Origin of the sequence: Amycolatopsis thermoflava N1165 (assembly GCF_000473265.1) — a bacterium.
Taxonomy (GTDB): Bacteria; Actinomycetota; Actinomycetes; order Mycobacteriales; family Pseudonocardiaceae; genus Amycolatopsis_E; species Amycolatopsis_E thermoflava.
This window is the reverse complement of the sequence record NZ_KI421511.1, coordinates 3596091-3610675: the sequence shown is the minus strand read 5'-3', so window position 1 is coordinate 3610675 and position 14585 is coordinate 3596091. Positions and strand designations below refer to the sequence as shown.

The 14585-nt window shown below is 72.5% G+C and carries 17 protein-coding genes; 7 read left to right on the top strand and 10 right to left on the bottom strand.

From position 1 onward, the window contains the following. Nucleotides 1–33: 33 nt before the first annotated feature. Nucleotides 34–399 carry a serine hydrolase domain-containing protein gene (locus AMYTH_RS51070; protein WP_323807233.1) on the top strand — a complete coding sequence of 122 codons (366 nt, stop codon included), beginning with the start codon at nucleotides 34–36 and terminating at the stop codon, nucleotides 397–399. A gap of 241 nt (nucleotides 400–640) precedes the next feature. Here the strand turns inward: AMYTH_RS51070 and AMYTH_RS0117660 are convergent, their stop codons facing one another. Both AMYTH_RS0117660 and AMYTH_RS0117655 read right to left on the bottom strand, forming a co-directional pair. Continuing rightward, nucleotides 641–1807: an MFS transporter gene (locus AMYTH_RS0117660; protein ID WP_027931454.1), complete on the bottom strand. Its 1167-nt coding sequence runs from the start codon at nucleotides 1805–1807 to the stop codon at nucleotides 641–643. Nucleotides 1808–1865: 58 nt separating this feature from the next. After that, nucleotides 1866–2444, bottom strand: a complete 579-nt coding sequence (locus tag AMYTH_RS0117655) for a TetR/AcrR family transcriptional regulator (protein WP_027931453.1) — start codon at nucleotides 2442–2444, stop codon at nucleotides 1866–1868. A gap of 175 nt (nucleotides 2445–2619) precedes the next feature. Here AMYTH_RS0117655 and AMYTH_RS0117650 point away from each other — a divergent pair, with 175 nt between their 5' ends. After that, nucleotides 2620–3501, top strand: coding sequence for a MerR family transcriptional regulator (locus AMYTH_RS0117650; protein WP_037322584.1), 882 nt, complete (start codon nucleotides 2620–2622; stop codon nucleotides 3499–3501). A gap of 3 nt (nucleotides 3502–3504) precedes the next feature. Here AMYTH_RS0117650 and folE read toward each other — a convergent pair whose 3' ends face one another. Further along, nucleotides 3505–4104 carry a GTP cyclohydrolase I FolE gene (gene folE, locus AMYTH_RS0117645; RefSeq protein WP_027931451.1) on the bottom strand — a complete coding sequence of 200 codons (600 nt, stop codon included), beginning with the start codon at nucleotides 4102–4104 and terminating at the stop codon, nucleotides 3505–3507. A gap of 25 nt (nucleotides 4105–4129) precedes the next feature. Then, nucleotides 4130–4654, bottom strand: coding sequence for a DUF2231 domain-containing protein (locus AMYTH_RS0117640; protein ID WP_027931450.1), 525 nt, complete (start codon nucleotides 4652–4654; stop codon nucleotides 4130–4132). A 106-nt stretch (nucleotides 4655–4760) separates the two neighbouring features. Between AMYTH_RS0117640 and AMYTH_RS0117635 the strand changes: the two genes are divergently transcribed. Together AMYTH_RS0117635 and AMYTH_RS0117630 are read left to right on the top strand one after the other, a co-directional pair. Beyond that, nucleotides 4761–5450 carry a helix-turn-helix transcriptional regulator gene (locus AMYTH_RS0117635; RefSeq protein WP_027931449.1) on the top strand — a complete coding sequence of 230 codons (690 nt, stop codon included), beginning with the start codon at nucleotides 4761–4763 and terminating at the stop codon, nucleotides 5448–5450. 84 nt (nucleotides 5451–5534) lie between these two features. Continuing rightward, nucleotides 5535–6305 carry a crotonase/enoyl-CoA hydratase family protein gene (locus AMYTH_RS0117630; RefSeq protein WP_027931448.1) on the top strand — a complete coding sequence of 257 codons (771 nt, stop codon included), beginning with the start codon at nucleotides 5535–5537 and terminating at the stop codon, nucleotides 6303–6305. Between the two features lie 213 nt (nucleotides 6306–6518). Here AMYTH_RS0117630 and AMYTH_RS0117625 read toward each other — a convergent pair whose 3' ends face one another. The 5 genes from AMYTH_RS0117625 to AMYTH_RS0117605 form a co-directional block, all read right to left on the bottom strand. Next, nucleotides 6519–7232 (bottom strand): GAF and ANTAR domain-containing protein, encoded by a 714-nt coding sequence (locus AMYTH_RS0117625; protein ID WP_051362728.1) that lies wholly within the window; start codon nucleotides 7230–7232, stop codon nucleotides 6519–6521. A 53-nt stretch (nucleotides 7233–7285) separates the two neighbouring features. Continuing rightward, nucleotides 7286–7492, bottom strand: a complete 207-nt coding sequence (locus AMYTH_RS0117620; RefSeq protein WP_027931446.1) for a hypothetical protein — start codon at nucleotides 7490–7492, stop codon at nucleotides 7286–7288. Nucleotides 7493–7557: 65 nt separating this feature from the next. Continuing rightward, nucleotides 7558–8535, bottom strand: a complete 978-nt coding sequence (locus tag AMYTH_RS0117615) for a CobW family GTP-binding protein (protein WP_027931445.1) — start codon at nucleotides 8533–8535, stop codon at nucleotides 7558–7560. A 99-nt stretch (nucleotides 8536–8634) separates the two neighbouring features. After that, nucleotides 8635–9312, bottom strand: a complete 678-nt coding sequence (locus tag AMYTH_RS0117610; protein WP_027931444.1) for a response regulator — start codon at nucleotides 9310–9312, stop codon at nucleotides 8635–8637. Continuing rightward, nucleotides 9309–10868, bottom strand: coding sequence for a sensor histidine kinase (locus AMYTH_RS0117605; protein ID WP_027931443.1), 1560 nt, complete (start codon nucleotides 10866–10868; stop codon nucleotides 9309–9311). The genes AMYTH_RS0117610 and AMYTH_RS0117605 overlap by 4 nt, the downstream gene beginning before the upstream one ends. Before the next feature lie 139 nt (nucleotides 10869–11007). Here AMYTH_RS0117605 and AMYTH_RS0117600 point away from each other — a divergent pair, with 139 nt between their 5' ends. From AMYTH_RS0117600 to AMYTH_RS0117590, 3 genes are read left to right on the top strand one after another with little or no spacing between them, the layout of a single operon-like run. After that, entirely contained in the window at nucleotides 11008–11994 is a 987-nt protein-coding gene (locus AMYTH_RS0117600; protein WP_027931442.1) for a Bug family tripartite tricarboxylate transporter substrate binding protein, read from the top strand. Continuing rightward, the gene (locus tag AMYTH_RS0117595; RefSeq protein ID WP_020416764.1) at nucleotides 11991–12518 is read left to right on the top strand and encodes a tripartite tricarboxylate transporter TctB family protein; all 528 of its coding nucleotides are present in this window, start codon (nucleotides 11991–11993) and stop codon (nucleotides 12516–12518) included. Before AMYTH_RS0117600 ends, AMYTH_RS0117595 begins: the two co-directional genes overlap by 4 nt. A 3-nt stretch (nucleotides 12519–12521) precedes the next feature. Continuing rightward, nucleotides 12522–14015, top strand: coding sequence for a tripartite tricarboxylate transporter permease (locus tag AMYTH_RS0117590; protein WP_027931441.1), 1494 nt, complete (start codon nucleotides 12522–12524; stop codon nucleotides 14013–14015). Between the two features lie 43 nt (nucleotides 14016–14058). Here AMYTH_RS0117590 and AMYTH_RS0117585 read toward each other — a convergent pair whose 3' ends face one another. After that, nucleotides 14059–14538 carry a carboxymuconolactone decarboxylase family protein gene (locus AMYTH_RS0117585; protein WP_027931440.1) on the bottom strand — a complete coding sequence of 160 codons (480 nt, stop codon included), beginning with the start codon at nucleotides 14536–14538 and terminating at the stop codon, nucleotides 14059–14061. Nucleotides 14539–14585 lie beyond the last annotated feature (47 nt).

Below are 14585 nucleotides of genomic sequence, written 5' to 3'. Positions count from 1 at the left end.
CGGCCCGGCGGTGGTGACGAACACGGAGGAGATGTGTCATGTCTGCTTCCACCTCAGGCGTGCAGCGTCTACGTCGACGGCCGCCTCGTGGTCAACCTCTGGGACGGCCTCGCCGATCGCGAGGCGAACCGGCCGTGGCGCGCGAACACCATCGCGCAGGTCGCCTCGACGACGAAGGGCGCCACCGCGATTTGCGCGCACCTGCTGGTGCAGCGCGGTCTGCTGGACCTGGATGCGCCGGTCGTCCGGTACTGGCCGGAGTTCGGCGCGCGCGGCAAGGACACGATCCCCGTGCGATGGCTGCTGTCCCACCAGGCCGGCCTGCCGGTCCTGGACGGGCCGCTGACCTTCGCGGACGCGTGCGCCTGGCACCCGGTCATCCGGGCGCTCGAAGTGTAGCCACGCGGACACGGTCACCGCGTGGGTGACCGCCCGAGCTCGGCGGCGCCTTCGACAACACGACCAGCTACTTCACCACGCGCGCCTGGCGTGCGGCGGAGTTCCCGGCCGCGAACATGGTCGCCGACGCGCACTCGATCGCCCGGATGTACGCCGCCACCGTCAGCCGCGTTGACGGTGTGCGGCTCCTCCAGCCGTCGACCGTCGGGGTGACGGTCCTGCCGCCCGGGTGTGCCGCCGGTCAGGCGCACGGCTGCACGACCGGCGCGGGCACCCGGCGGCGCAGCAGTTCGGGCAGCACGGTCAGCAGGCCGAGCGCCGCGAGACCGGCGCCGAGCCACAGCGGTGCGCGCAGTCCGGACGTCTCGATCACCAGCCCGCCGAGCGACGACCCGAGGATGACGCCGAGCGTGATGAACGACGAGTGCACGGTGTTGACCAGCGGCCGGGCGTTGCCGGCGCGCTGCACGCGGGTCACCATCGCCGGGTTCATCGTGACGCCGACCAGCCCGATGCCGAGCATCGCCACCAGCGCGGGCGCGGGCAGGTCGGCGAGCACGGCGAACGCGGCGAGGAAGACCAGGTTCAGTGCGAGGCCGGCCACCAGGACGGGCACGGTGTGCCGGTCGGCGAGGCGCCCGACGACGACGTTGCCCACGACGGTGGCCGCGCCGTAGGCGACGAGCAGCAGCGGCACGGTGCCGCGGTCGAACCCGGTGACCTCGGTGAGGATCGGCGTGAAGTAGCTGAACGCGGAGAATGTGGCGCCGATGATGAGCGTGCTGGTGGACAGTGCCAGCCACAGCCGCGGGGCGCGGAACACGCCCAGTTCCTCACGGAAGGTGCCGCCGTCGGCCGATGCGGCGAGCGCGGGCACGCCGGCGAGCGTGGCCAGCGCCGCTACCACGGCCAGCACCCCGATCGCCCAGAACGTCGCGCGCCAGCCGAGGTTCTCGCCGACGACCGTGGCGAGCGGCAGGCCGAGCAGGGTGCCGAGCATCAGGCCGTTCATCACCACGGCGATCGCGCGGCCGCGGACCTCAGGGCGGGTGAGCTGCGCGGTCAGCGAGATGCCGATGCCGAAGAACGCCTGCGCGGCGACGCCCGTCACGACGCGGGCGACCAGCATCGTGCCGTAGCCGGTCGCGGTCGCGGCCAGCACGTTGCCCGCCAGGAAGACCGCGAACAGCAGCATCAGCGCGGTCTTCGGCGCAAGCCGCATCAGGGCGACGGTGAGGACCGGACCGCCTGCCGCCATCGCGACCGCGAACGCGGTGATCAGGTAGCCGATCTGCGGCACCGTGACGCCGAGCCCGTCCGCCAGCTGGGGCATCAGCCCGGCGACGACGAACTCGCTCGTGACCATCGCGAACACGCCGAGGCTCAGCACGTAGATCGCGCGCGGCATGCGCACTCCCTTCATAGACAACCGTACGTTCCAGAATCAGGTCAAGCCGCGAGGGCTTTCAGGCGAGCAGCGACAAGGCCTGGTCGACGGCCTCGTCCAGGCGGCGGGCGTCGTCGGTCTTGCCGACCACGCGGACGCCCTGGATGAACGTGACCAGGAACCGGGCCAGCGCCCGCGGGTCCTTGTCCGGCGGGAGGTCGCCCTCCTGCTGGGCGCGGGAGAGAGTGCCTGCCAGCGCGGCCTCCAGCTCCCCGAAGGCGATGTCCACCCGGCGGGCCGCCTTCGCGTCCCGGGGCAGCAGTTCGGTCGCGGTGTTGGTGACCAGGCAGCCCTTGCTTTCCGCGTCCTCGTGGCATTCGGTGACGTAGGAGCGGATGAAGTCGCGGACCGCGTCGAGTGCCGGGCCGGGCCGGTTCAGCGCGGTCATCGTCTCGATGCCGCGCAGTTCGCAGTAGCGGTCCAGGGCGCGCAGGTAGAGGTCGTGCTTGCTGCCGTAGGTGGCGTACAGGCTGGCGCGGTTGACGCCGACGTGGTCGACCAGGTCCTGCATCGAGGTGGCTTCGTAGCCCTGCCGCCAGAACAGCTCCAGTGCTGCGTGCAACGCGACGTCGGGGTCGAACTCTTTGGTCCTCGCCATGATCGGCAGCGTAGCGCATTGCCAACCGATCGTTCCAGTAACCCTGGTCTGTGGGCGCCCCTGCTGCCCGATTATCGAGTTGATCGTCAACCAAGAGAGGCGCGAATGTTGCACAATCGAATGATGCATCCGCCCGGTGGGGCGGTGACCGGAAGTCATCGGGAGGCGTGAACTGATGAGCCGCACGGGGCAGGCCGCGCGTGAAGCGGTACCGCCCGAAGCGGTGCTGACCCCTGCCGCGGTGGCGAGCAGGCTCGGTGTCGCGGTCGCGACACTGCGCAGCTGGGACCGCAGGCACGGGCTGGGGCCGAGTTCCCGCGAACCGGGTCGGCACCGCCGGTACACGGTCGGCGACCTGCGCCGCCTGGAGCGTGTGGTGCACCTGGTGCGCCAGGGCGTGCCGGTGGCGAGCGCGGCCGCGAGCGTGAGCGCGGGTGCGGCGCCCCCGATCGCCCCGCCCGGTCAGGTGCCCGACCGGGTGGCGAGCCGCCGGCGGCGGTCACTGCGCGGAGCCGCCGAGAAGCTCGACCCGGACGCGTTCCGCCGCATAGTGGTCGGCTTCCTCGACCGGCACGGCACCGTCGACACCTGGCAGAAGCTGCTCGTCCCGTTCCTGCAGGAGCTGGGCGAGCGGTGCGCCGAGCCGGGCGGGCCCGTCGAGGTCGAGCACCTCGCCACAGACGGGATCATCGCGGCACTGCACGCGGTCCCGCTGGGCGGCACCGGTTCGGCGTCCGTGCTGCTGGCGTGCGCGCCGGACGAACAGCACTCGCTGCCGCTGGAGGTCCTGCGGCACGCGCTCGCCGAACGCGGTCGCGGCGCGATCTCGCTCGGCGCGCGGGTGCCCCCGCGGTCCCTGCTCGCGACCGTGACGGTGCGCAAGCCGGCGGCGACGGTCGTGTGGGCGCACACGCCCGAGCTGGCCCGCCAGGTCCCGGCGGACGAGCTGACCGGCACGCGGCTCTTCGTGGCCGGCCCCGGCTGGGACGGCCTCGCCCTCCCCGACGGGACGCGGCACCTGCGCAACCTGGCCGAGGCGGTCGAGGCCCTGGCCTGAGCGTCAGGGGTTGACGCCGGTCAGCGCGAAGAACTCCTGCCGGGACCGGGCGTCCTCGCGCAGCGTGCCGAGCAGTGTCGAGGTGACGGTGCTCGAACCCACGGCCTGCACGCCGCGCAGCGTCATGCAGGTGTGCTCGGCCTCGATCACCACCCCGACGCCCTTCGGGTGGACGTGCTCGGCGAGCCAGTCCGCCACCTGCTTGGTGAGCCGTTCCTGCACCTGCGGGCGCCGCGCGAAGTGCTCGACGATCCGGGCCAGCTTGGACAGGCCCAGGATGCGCTCGCCGGGCAGGTAGCCGACGTGCGCGACGCCGACGAACGGCAGCAGGTGGTGCTCGCACACCGACCGCACCGGGATCCCCCGCGCCAGCACCAGCTCGTCGTACCCCTCGTCGTTGGGGAACGTGGTCAGGTCGAACGGCCGCGGCGAGAACAGCTCGGCGTAGGCGCGGGCCATCCGGCCGGGCGTTCCGCGGAGGCTCTCCGACTCCAGCGACACGCCCAGGGCTTCGAGGAACTGGGCGGCGTGGAGCTCGGCGGCGGCGAGGTCGACTCCCTCGGCGGGCTCGTGGACGACTCGCAGGGCGGTTTCGGACTGCACGGACGTGCCTTTCGGTCGGGTTGGGTCAGTGGGCGGGGCGGGTGCGGTGGGCGGGCCGCGGGCGGTACCCCTCGGCCTGCACCTCCTCGGCGGCGACGCGGACGCCGAAGCGGTAGGCGAGCTTGCCGCCGAGGTAACCGGACACCGCCAAGGCCGCCAGCGCGACCGCGGACAGCACCAGCGGGCCGATGCCGACCCGCCCGTCGAGCTCGCCCTGCCGCCAGAAGAAACCGGCGGCGAACGCGCCGGTGACCGTGAGGTTGAGCCCCATGTGCGTGAGCCCGGTCCGGAAGGCCCGGGTGCCGCGCGGCACCGCCAGCAGGTCGAGCGCGCCGGTGGCCGCGGCCAGCAGTGCGCCGACGATCCCGATGGCGATGAGCCAGACCGATCCCAGTGTCAGGAACCCCGGCCCGGCGACGATCCGGGACCCGATGTCGAACACCAGGCTGCTCACCCACGCCCCGATCGGCACCGTCACCAGGATCGGGTGGAACGGGTGACCGTAGGGCCCGGCGAGCGCGGCGCTCGCCGGCCGTTTCGCGTCTGCCATGACGACCTCCGGCTACTCGGTTTTCGCCAATGAAGTTTGGTCTTATTGCTCGTGAACGTCAAGAGCGGGCAATTGCACAGGTGAGATTGGGTGATATCGTGACATGATGAGCGAGGGGCCGATCCGGGCGCTGGCCGCGCTCGACGACGAGCTGCGGCGCAGCATGTACGCCTTCATCCGCCAGGCGCGGCGCCCGGTCACGCGGGACGAGGCCGCCGCCTCCGCCGGCATCTCGCGCAAGCTCGCCGCGTTCCACCTCGACAAGCTCGTGGCGGCCGGGTTGCTGCGGGCGCGCTACGAGTTCGTCGGCGAACGCCGGGGCGCGGGCCGCACTCCCAAGGTCTACGAGCCCTCCGGCGAAGAGGTGCGGGTCAGCATCCCACCCCGCCACCACGACCTGCTCGCCGACATCCTCCTCGGCGCGGTGCTGGACGAAGGCGAACGCGAGACCGCCCGCGACGCCGCGCTGCGCGTCGCCCGTGAGCGGGGCCGGGCGGTCGGGACCGCCGAGCGCGAGCGGACGCGGCCGGGGCGCCTCGGCGCCGAGCGGGCGCTGACCGTCGCCACGGAGGTCGTGGAACGGCACGGCTTCGAACCCAGCCGCGAGTCCCCGGTGTGCGTGCGGCTGCGCAACTGCCCGTTCCACCCGCTGGCCGCGCGCGAACCGGCCGTGGTGTGCGGGATCAACCAGTCCTTCCTCGGTGGACTGCTGGACGGCCTCGACGCGGCGAGCGTGGAGGCGGCCCTGGAACCGCGCGCGGGGGAGTGCTGCGTGGAACTGCGCGCCAGGTCCTGAGCAGCCGATAGCGGCGCCCGGCAGGTCGGCGCGCGTGACACTCGGCTGAGTGACACGCACGGGGGGTTGTGACAACGTGGCGGCATGGTCGAACCTGCCGTCCGGGTCGAGCGCAGCGGCCCCGTCCACACCGTGATCCTGTCCCGCCCGCACGCGCGCAACGCCGTCGACGGCCCGACCGCCCAGGCGCTGCTGGAGGCCTTCGAGGCGTTCGACGCCGACGACTCCGCCGCGGTCGCCGTGCTGTGGGGCGAGGGCGGCACGTTCTGCGCGGGCGCCGACCTCAAGGCGATCGGCACCGAGCGCGGCAACCGGCTGGGCGAGGACGGCCCCGGCCCGATGGGGCCGACGCGGCTGCGGCTGGGCAAGCCGGTGATCGCGGCGATCGCCGGGCACGCCGTCGCGGGCGGGCTGGAACTCGCGCTGTGGTGCGATTTGCGGGTCGCCGCCGAGGACGCGGTGTTCGGGGTGTTCTGCCGGCGCTGGGGGGTGCCGCTGATCGACGGCGGGACCGTGCGGCTGCCCCGGCTGATCGGGGTGAGCCAGGCGATGGACCTGGTGCTGACCGGTCGCCCGGTGCCGGCCGAGGAGGCGCTGCGGATGGGCCTGGCGAACCGGGTCGTGCCTGCGGGCACCGAGCGCGCCGCGGCGGAGGAGCTCGCCGCGGCGATCGCCGGGTTCCCGCAGACGTGCCTGCGGGAGGACCGGCTGTCGCTGCTGGAGCAGGACGGGATGGACGAGCAGGCCGCGATGGCGAACGAATGGCGGCACGGCATGGTCTCGCTGGCCGCCGACGCGGTGCGCGGCGCACAACGCTTCGCAGCCGGCGCGGGGCGGGGCGGTTCGTTCGAGTAGCGCTGCCGCGCGGAGCACCACCCAAGGGTGGCGGGCGCTCCGCGACGTGGCGGGCCGTCAACTGGCGCAGTCGACCGGCACCGTCGCGGTTCGGGTCGGCCCAGGCACGTGGAGCACCACCAGCGGACAGCGGGTGCGCTCGTGCCTCTTTCCCCGTCGGGGCGATGGGCCGGGCGCGGACGCGGAGCACCACCAGCGCGCCGGCCTGATCGGCTAGCCGTTCTCGTTGATCGCGTTGTTCGTGCCGGTCACGAGCCAGCGCGCGACCTCGTGCAGCTTGCGGTTCGTGTTCTGCGAGGCGCGGACCAGCAGGTCGAACGCCTGGTCGTCGGTCACCTGGTGGCGTTCCATCAGGATGCCCTTGGCCATCGAGATGACGTCGCGCGACTCCAGCGCGTTGCGCAGCTGCGCCTGCGCGCGCGACCCGGCCAGCGCGACGGCCGCGTGCGCGGCGAACAGGCCGGCCACATGCTCGGCGGAGTCGTCGAACGCGCTCGGTTGGGTCGAGTACAGGTTGAGCGCGCCGAGCAGCGTCTTGCCGGTGAACAGGCGCACCGCGAGCATCGAGTTGATCCCCAGCTCGGCGGCGGCGTAGCCGAACTTCGGCCAGCGCTCGTCCGCGGCGATGTCGGACGTGCGGTAGACGATGTCGGTGAACACCGCGTCAACGCAGGGGCCCTCGCCCAGCTTGTGCTGCAGCTGGTCGAGCTGCGAGACCCGCTCGCTGGACGGGGCGACGGACTTCAGGCTGCCCGACTCCAGCAGGGAGATGCCGGCGTCCTCGGTGCCCGGGACCGTCGCCGCGACGGCCTGCACGATGTTCGCGACCGTCTGCTCGACGTCCGGCTCCGGTTCGAGCGTGCGCACCACCGCGCTGAGCGCGTCCGCGAGCTCGAGGTCGGCCGGCTTGATGAGTTCGTCCGTCACCTGGACAGTCTCATGCATGGCCCCCCGGCGGCGACAGGGGCAGCCCCCTCCTATCAGATTCCGGGGTCCCTCGGTGGGCTGACGCGGTCCCGACGGAAGGCCGCCGCGACGCAGGCCGCGGAGGCGAGCACGAGCACCCCGGCCAGCGCCCACGCCCAGGCCGCGCCCATGGTGACGGCCAGGTAGACCTCGGCCGCGGCGGTGCCCGCGAAGGCGAGCGCCACGAGCAGCCAGAACCACCGGATGGCGGATGCGCGCATGGGAACCACTCCTTGCCGGGTTGCTTCGCCTATCGCGCCCCGGCGGTGCGGGGTTACCTGCGTTGCTATTCGCAGTACTTGAGCAGCGGCAGGATCGCCCGTTCCGGCAGCTCCGCCGGTTCCGCGCACGCCGCCAGCCGCGACAGCAGGTCGTCCTCGTCGAGGCCGGTCCCGATCAGCACCAGGCGCGTGGCCGGGGCCTCCGCGCCCCACGGCGACCGGTGGAACCGCAGGTACGGGCCGACGGTCTGCAGCAGGAACCGGTCGTCGTAGCCGGGCACAGCGAAGCGCACCGGCCCCTTCATCCGGTACAGCCCGGCAGGCCGCTCGGTCAGGAACGCCAGCAGCCGCCGCGGGTGGAGCGGCGTGTCGCACGAGAACTCGACGCTGCGGTAGGCGTCGTGCAGGTGTTCGTGGACCGCGCCGTCGGAGTGCCGCAGGTCGTCGAACGACAACTGCCGCGCCACCGGCTTACGCTCCCGCGCGTCGAACAGCAGCCCGGGGTCGATCGCGCCGAACGCCGACCGCACCACCGGCCGCCCGTCGCTCACCTTGCGCACCAGCTCGACCAGGCCGGGATCGTCGCGCCGGTCGGTCTTGTTCAGCACCACCAGGTCGGCGAAGCGCAGGTGCTCGTCCAGCTCGGGGTGGCGCACCCGGTTGGCCTCGAACTCGACGGCGTCCACCACCTCGACGAGCCCGCCGTAGGCGACGCGCGGGTTCTCGCTGGACAGCAGCATCCGGACCAGGTCGCGCGGCTCGGCGAGGCCACTGGCTTCGATGACGATCGCGTCGATGCCCAGCTCCGGCTCGGCGAGCCGCTCCAGCATCCGGTCCAGGCCCGCGGTGTCGACCGCGCAGCACAGGCAGCCGTTGCCCATCGGCAGCATGGCGTCGACCTGCCCGGCGACGGCCAGCGCGTCCACGTTGACGCGGCCGAAGTCGTTGACGATCACGCCGATGCGGTGGTCGCGGGCGTGCGTAAGGAGGTGGTTGACCAGTGTCGTCTTGCCCGAGCCCAGGTAACCGGCGACCAGGACCACGGGAATCGCCTCGGAAGTGCTCACCGCGCGACACCCTAGCGCGCGGTGGGTCGCGTCAGTGGGATCGCCGCCCCGGCCGGTCGCGGTGGAGGTACGAACTCAACCGCGCCAGTGGTACTGCCGCTCCGGCCGCCCCGTTCCGCCGTAGCGCAGCCGCACCTCCGCCCGCCCGGCGGCCACGAAATGCTCCAGGTACCGCCGCGCGCTGGGCCGCGACAGGTCGGTCACCCCGGCGCACTCGCTCGCCGACAGGCCGTCCGGATGCGCCTGCAACGCCTGCCGCACCAGGTCGGCCGTCTGCTCGGTCAGCCCCTTCGGCAGCGCTTTCGGCGTGCGGGCCCCGAAGACCGCGTCCACGTCCTCCTGCCCGGCCGTGCTGCGCTGCGCCAGCCGGTGCAGCTTCCGCCGCAGCGTGGCGAACTCCTCCAGCTGCGCCTGCAGCGCCGACGACGAGAACGGCTTGATCAGGTAGTGCAGCGCGCCACCACGCAGGGCGCCGCGCACGGTCTCCACGTCCCGCGCGGCCGTGATGATCAGGACGTCGATGTCCTGCGTCGCCGGGTCGGCCCGCAGCTGCCGCAGCACCGACAGGCCGTCCACATCGGGCAGGTAGATGTCCAGCAGCACCAGGTCCGGGTGCAGCTCCCGCGCCGCGCGCAGCGCCTCGGCCCCGGTGTGCGCCACCCCGGCGACGGTGAACCCGGGCGCGCGCGAGACGTATCCACTGTGGACCTTCGCGACCATGAAGTCGTCGTCCACCACCAGGACCCGCATCACCGGGGCACCTCCGCTCGCGTCGGCAGGACGGCGGTGAACACCGCGCCGTCGGCGTTGTGCACGGCCACCGAACCGCCGCGGCGCAGGCAGGTCTGCCGCGTCAGCGCCAGCCCGAGCCCGCGCCTGCCGCCGTGCTCGGCCGCCTTCGTGGTGAACCCGTGCGTGAACACCTCGGTCGCGATCTCCGGCGCCACCCCCGGCCCGGAATCCCGCACCACCACCGAAACCGCGTCCGCGTCCTGCCGGATCTCGACCTCGATCCAGTCGCCGTCCCGCCCGGCCAGCGCGTCCAGTGCGTTGTCGACGAGGTTGCCGACCACGGTCACCAGGTCCGCCGACAACCGGTCGTCCACATCGTCCAGTCCGGTCCCGGGTGCGAGCCGCAGTCCGACGCCCCGCTCGGCGGCCAGGCTGGCCTTCGCGATGAGCAGCGCCGCGACCGCCGAGTCGGCGATGTGCGCGGTGACCTCCTCCTGCCACTTCGTCTGGGCCTCGCTGACCAGGTCGACGTAGTGCCGCACCTCGTCGTACTCGCCCAGCTCGATCAACCCGGCGATGGTGTGCAGGCGGTTGCTGAACTCGTGGGCCTGCGCGCGCAACGTGTCCGTGGCCCGCGATGTCGCCTCCAGCTCCTCGCGGAGCGCGGCCAGCTCGGTGCGGTCCCGCAGCGTCACGACCGCGCCGCGCGCGATCGGCATCCGGTTGAGCGCCAGCACCCGCCCCGCCCGCAGGCCGATCTGGTCGACGCCGTGCGCGCGTCCGGTGAGCACGTCGGTGAGGCGCTCGTTGAGCCCCAGTTCCGCGACCGGCCGCCCGACGCAGTCCGCCGGCAGCGCCAGCAGGTCGCGGGCCTGGTCGTTGACGAGCGTGACCCGGTGCTGGGAGTCCAGGCCGAGCACACCCTCCTTGATGCCGTGCAGCAGCGCTTCCCGGTGCTCGGCCAGCGCGGTGATCTCGCGCGGTTCCATGCCCAGCGTCTGCCGTTTCACACGCCAGGTGAGCAGCAGCGACCCGGCGACCCCGACCACGGTCGCGAGCCCCAGCATCGTCAGCGCCGCGCTGGGCGAGTTCGCCACGCCCTCGAACAGGCCGGGCGTCTCGGTGCCCGCCGCGACGATCCCGACGATCTGCCCGGCGTCCCCGATCACCGGCACGTGCGCGACCAGCTGCCCGGAGATCTCGCCGACCCACGCACGCCCCTGCAGCACGGTGCTCGCGCCCAGCGGCAGTTCGGTACGCAGCTGGTTCGGGTCCGGGGAGGTGAGCACGATCCGGTCGGGCGCGGCGATGATCACCGAGTCCGCCCCGGACAGCGTCCGCGCGGACTCGGCGAAGGCGGGCAGCGCGTCGCGCCGGACCGGGTCGGCCAGGCTCGCCCGCACCCCGGCGGTCGCGGCGACCTGTTCGGCGACGGCGAGCAGCTTGCGGCCCTGCGTGTCGGTGAACGTCCGGTCGGACTGCACGGCGGAGTAGCCGAACACGCACGCGAGCAGGGCGAACACGATGATCAGCTGCCAGCCCAGCAGCTGGCGGGCCAGCGATCCTTGCGCACCCACGCCCTCACTATCGCATCCGCGACGCCGGATCGTGCCGTGACCACAATGACCACAACGACCGATAGGTGCCTAACGGGTGACAGCGGCGCGGCCCCGGTGCACGATGCCGGGCAACGAAGGTCCACAACGAGGTGCGCTGATGAAGAATCGCAAGGGCTGGCTCGCCGTTCTCGGCGCGGCCGTGGCTCTCCTCCTCGTCCCCCCGCTGGTGTCGGCGGGCGGCGAGGAGACCGGGCCCCAGATCAGGGGCCTGCGGATGATGGTCCCCAACTCGCCCGGCGGCGGCTACGACATCACCGCCCGCACGGCCGTGAAGGCGGTCGAGGACGCCGGGCTCAACGGCAACATCGAGGTGTTCAACCTGCCCGGCGCGGGCGGCACCGTCGGCCTGGGCCGTCTGGTGAACGAGCGCGGCAACGGCAAGCTCGCCATGTCCATGGGGCTGGGCGTGGTCGGCTCGGTCTACACCAACAAGTCGCCGTCGTCGCTGCAGGACACCACCGCGATCGCGAAGCTGACCGAAGAGGCCGACATCGTCGTGGTCAGCAAGGACTCGCCGTACCAGACGATCCAGCAGCTGGTCGAGGCGTGGCGCGCCGATCCGGGCAGCGTCCCGGTCGGCGGCGGCTCGGCGCCCGGCGGGCCGGACCACCTGGCGCCGATGCTGATGGCGCAGGCGGCCGGGATCCCGCCGACGCGGGTCAACTACATCCCGTTCGACGGCGGTGGCGAGCTGATGGCGTCCGTGCTGGGCGGCAAGGTCGGGTTCGGCGTCTCCGGCATCGGCGAGACCCGCGACCAGATCGCCTCCGGTGCGTTGCGGGCGCTGGCGGTGACCAGCCCGCAACGGGTGCCGGGCATCGACGCGCCGACGCTCCAGGAGTCCGGTGTGGACGTCTCGTTCACCAACTGGCGCGGCATCGTCGCGCCGCCGGGTCTGTCCGACAGCGACCGGGAACGGCTCATCGGGCTGTTCACGCGACTGCAGGACACGTCGCAGTGGCGGGAAGCGTTGCAGCGCAACGGGTGGACGCCGGCGTTCCAGCCGGGTGACGACTTCGCGGCGTTCCTCAAGACGGAGAACGATCGGGTGGCCGCGGTGCTGAAGGAGCTGGGGCTCGCATGAGCGTGATCGAGGAGAAGACGGCCTCCGCGCCGAAGTCCTGGTGGCGAACGCACTCCGAGCTGGGTGTCTGCGTGTTCCTGTTCGCCGTCGGCGTGCTGGTGCTCGTCGACGCGCTGAGCATCCCGACCGACTTCACGCAGCGCGGGCCGGTCGGCCCGAAGGCGGTGCCGATCCTCGTCGGCTCGCTGCTGCTGCTCGTGTCGCTGCTGCTGGCGCGCGACGTGCTGCGTGGCGGCCGGGGCGAGGCGGAGGCGGGGGAGGACGTCGACCTGGACGCCCCCGCGGACTGGCGCACGGTGCTGCTGCTGTCGGGCGCGTTCTTGGCGAACGCGGCGCTGATCGACACGCTCGGGTTCCCGCTGTCGTCGGCGATCATGTTCTGGGGTGCGGCCTACGCGCTGGGCAGCAGGCACCTGGTGCGGGATCCGCTGATCGCGGCCGGCGTCTCGCTGGTCACCTGGTTCGTCTTCACGGTGCTGCTGGGCGTTCCGCTGCCCGGCGGCCCGCTGATGGGGGTGCTGTAGCTCATGGACCTGTCCAACCTGTGGGCGGGCTTCGCCACCGCGCTGACCCCGTCGCACCTGATGTTCGCCGCGATCGGTGTCCTGCTGGGCACCGCGATCGGCGTGCTGCCGGGCATCGGCCCGGCGATGGCGGTGGCGCTGCTGCTGCCGGTGACCTACGGCCTCGACCCGACCGCGGCGTTCATCATGTTCGCCGGCATCTACTACGGCGGCATGTTCGGCGGCTCGACGACGTCGATCCTGCTGAACACGCCGGGGGAGAGCGCGGCGGTGGTCACCGCGATCGAGGGCAATCCCATGGCACGCCGGGGCCGCGGCCCGCAGGCGCTGGCCGCGGCGGCGATCGGGCACTTCACCGGCGGCATCATCGGCACGATCGCGCTGGTGCTGCTCGCGCCGCTGATCGCCGACCTGGCCGTGGACATCGGGGCGCCGGACTACTTCGCGATCATGGTGTTGTCGTTCGTCGCGGTGACCTCCGTGCTGGGCAAGTCCCGCGTGCGCGGGTACGCCTCGCTGCTGATCGGGCTGACGATCGGCCTGGTCGGGCTCGACGAGATGACCGGCCAGTCGCGGCTGACGTTCGGTGCGCTGCACCTGGCGGACGGCATCGACGTGGTGATCGTCGCGGTCGGCCTGTTCGCCGTCGGCGAGTCACTGTGGGTGGCCGCGCACCTCCGGCACAACCAGGCCGAGGCGATCCCGGTCGGGCGGCCCTGGCTGTCCCGGCCGGACCTGCGGCGGACGTGGAAGCCGTGGCTGCGCGGGCCGGTGATCGGGTTCCCGTTCGGCGCGATCCCCGCCGGTGGCGCGGAGATCCCGACGTTCCTGTCGTACGTGACCGAGAAGCGCTTGTCCCGCAGGCAGGACGAGTTCGGCAAGGGCGCGATCGAGGGCGTCGCCGGGCCGGAGTCGACGGCGAGCGCGTCGGCGGCGGGCACGCTGGTGTCGATGCTGACCCTGGGCCTGCCGACCACGGCGGTCGCCGCGGTGATGCTGGCGGCGTTCCAGCAGTACGGCATCCAGCCGGGGCCGCTGCTGTTCCAGCGCGAGTCGGCGCTGGTGTGGGCGCTGATCGCGAGCCTGTTCATCGGGCTGGTGCTGTTGCTGCTGATCAACCTGCCGATGGCGCCGGTGTGGGCGAAGCTGCTGCGGATCCCGCGGCCCTACCTGTACGCCGGGATCCTGTTCTTCGCCAGCGTCGGGGCCTACGCGGTCAGCGGCTCGGTGATCGACCTGGTCCTGTTGTACGTGATCGGGGTGATCGGGTTCGCCATGCGGCGCTTCGGGTTGCCCGTGCTGCCGGCGATCATCGGCGTCATCCTCGGCCCGGCCGCGGAGCAGCAGATGCGGCGGGCGCTGCAGATCAGCGACGGCGACCTGACCGGGCTGGTGAACTCGCCACTCGCGATCGGCGTGTACGTGCTGGTCGCGGTGCTGCTGGCGTGGCCACTGGCGCGCAAGCTGGTGCGCCGTCGCGAACCGGCGAAGGTGTGAGATCCGGGAGGGCGGCCGCGGGTGCGGCCGCCCTCCTGCGTGTTCAGCTGTAGTTCTCGCCGGGTGCGACGCCGGGAATCGGCTTGGCGATGAGCGCGACCGGGACGAAGAAGCAGATCTGGGCGATCACCAGGGTGAGCGTCCACAGTTCCCGTTCGTCGTAGTGGGCGGCCGCCCTGGTGAACAGTTCGTCGGGAACGCGCTCGCCGGACGGGTTCGGGGTGAGCACGGCCTCGGTCAGCTCCAGCGCGACCCGCTCCGCGTCGGTGAAGTACGGCGCGTTCCGCCACGACGCCACCGCGGTGATGCGTTCCTCGGTCTCCCCGGCTTTGCGCAGCTGCTCGGTTTGCCCGATGGTTTGGTAGGTGCTGCCGACCAGCTGACCGGCGCGCAGTTGCACCAGATGGATCGTGGTGTCCGGGACGGCCCCGTTGTGGATGGCCTGCTGTGTGGCGCCGGCGATCGTGCCCACTTCGGGGATGTAGCGGGCGGGGTCGGGCAGGCGCGAGCGAAGAGTGGTCATCGGCTTCCTTTCTCGATGGTTGCTGGAAGTCCGACGACGCGGCGGCC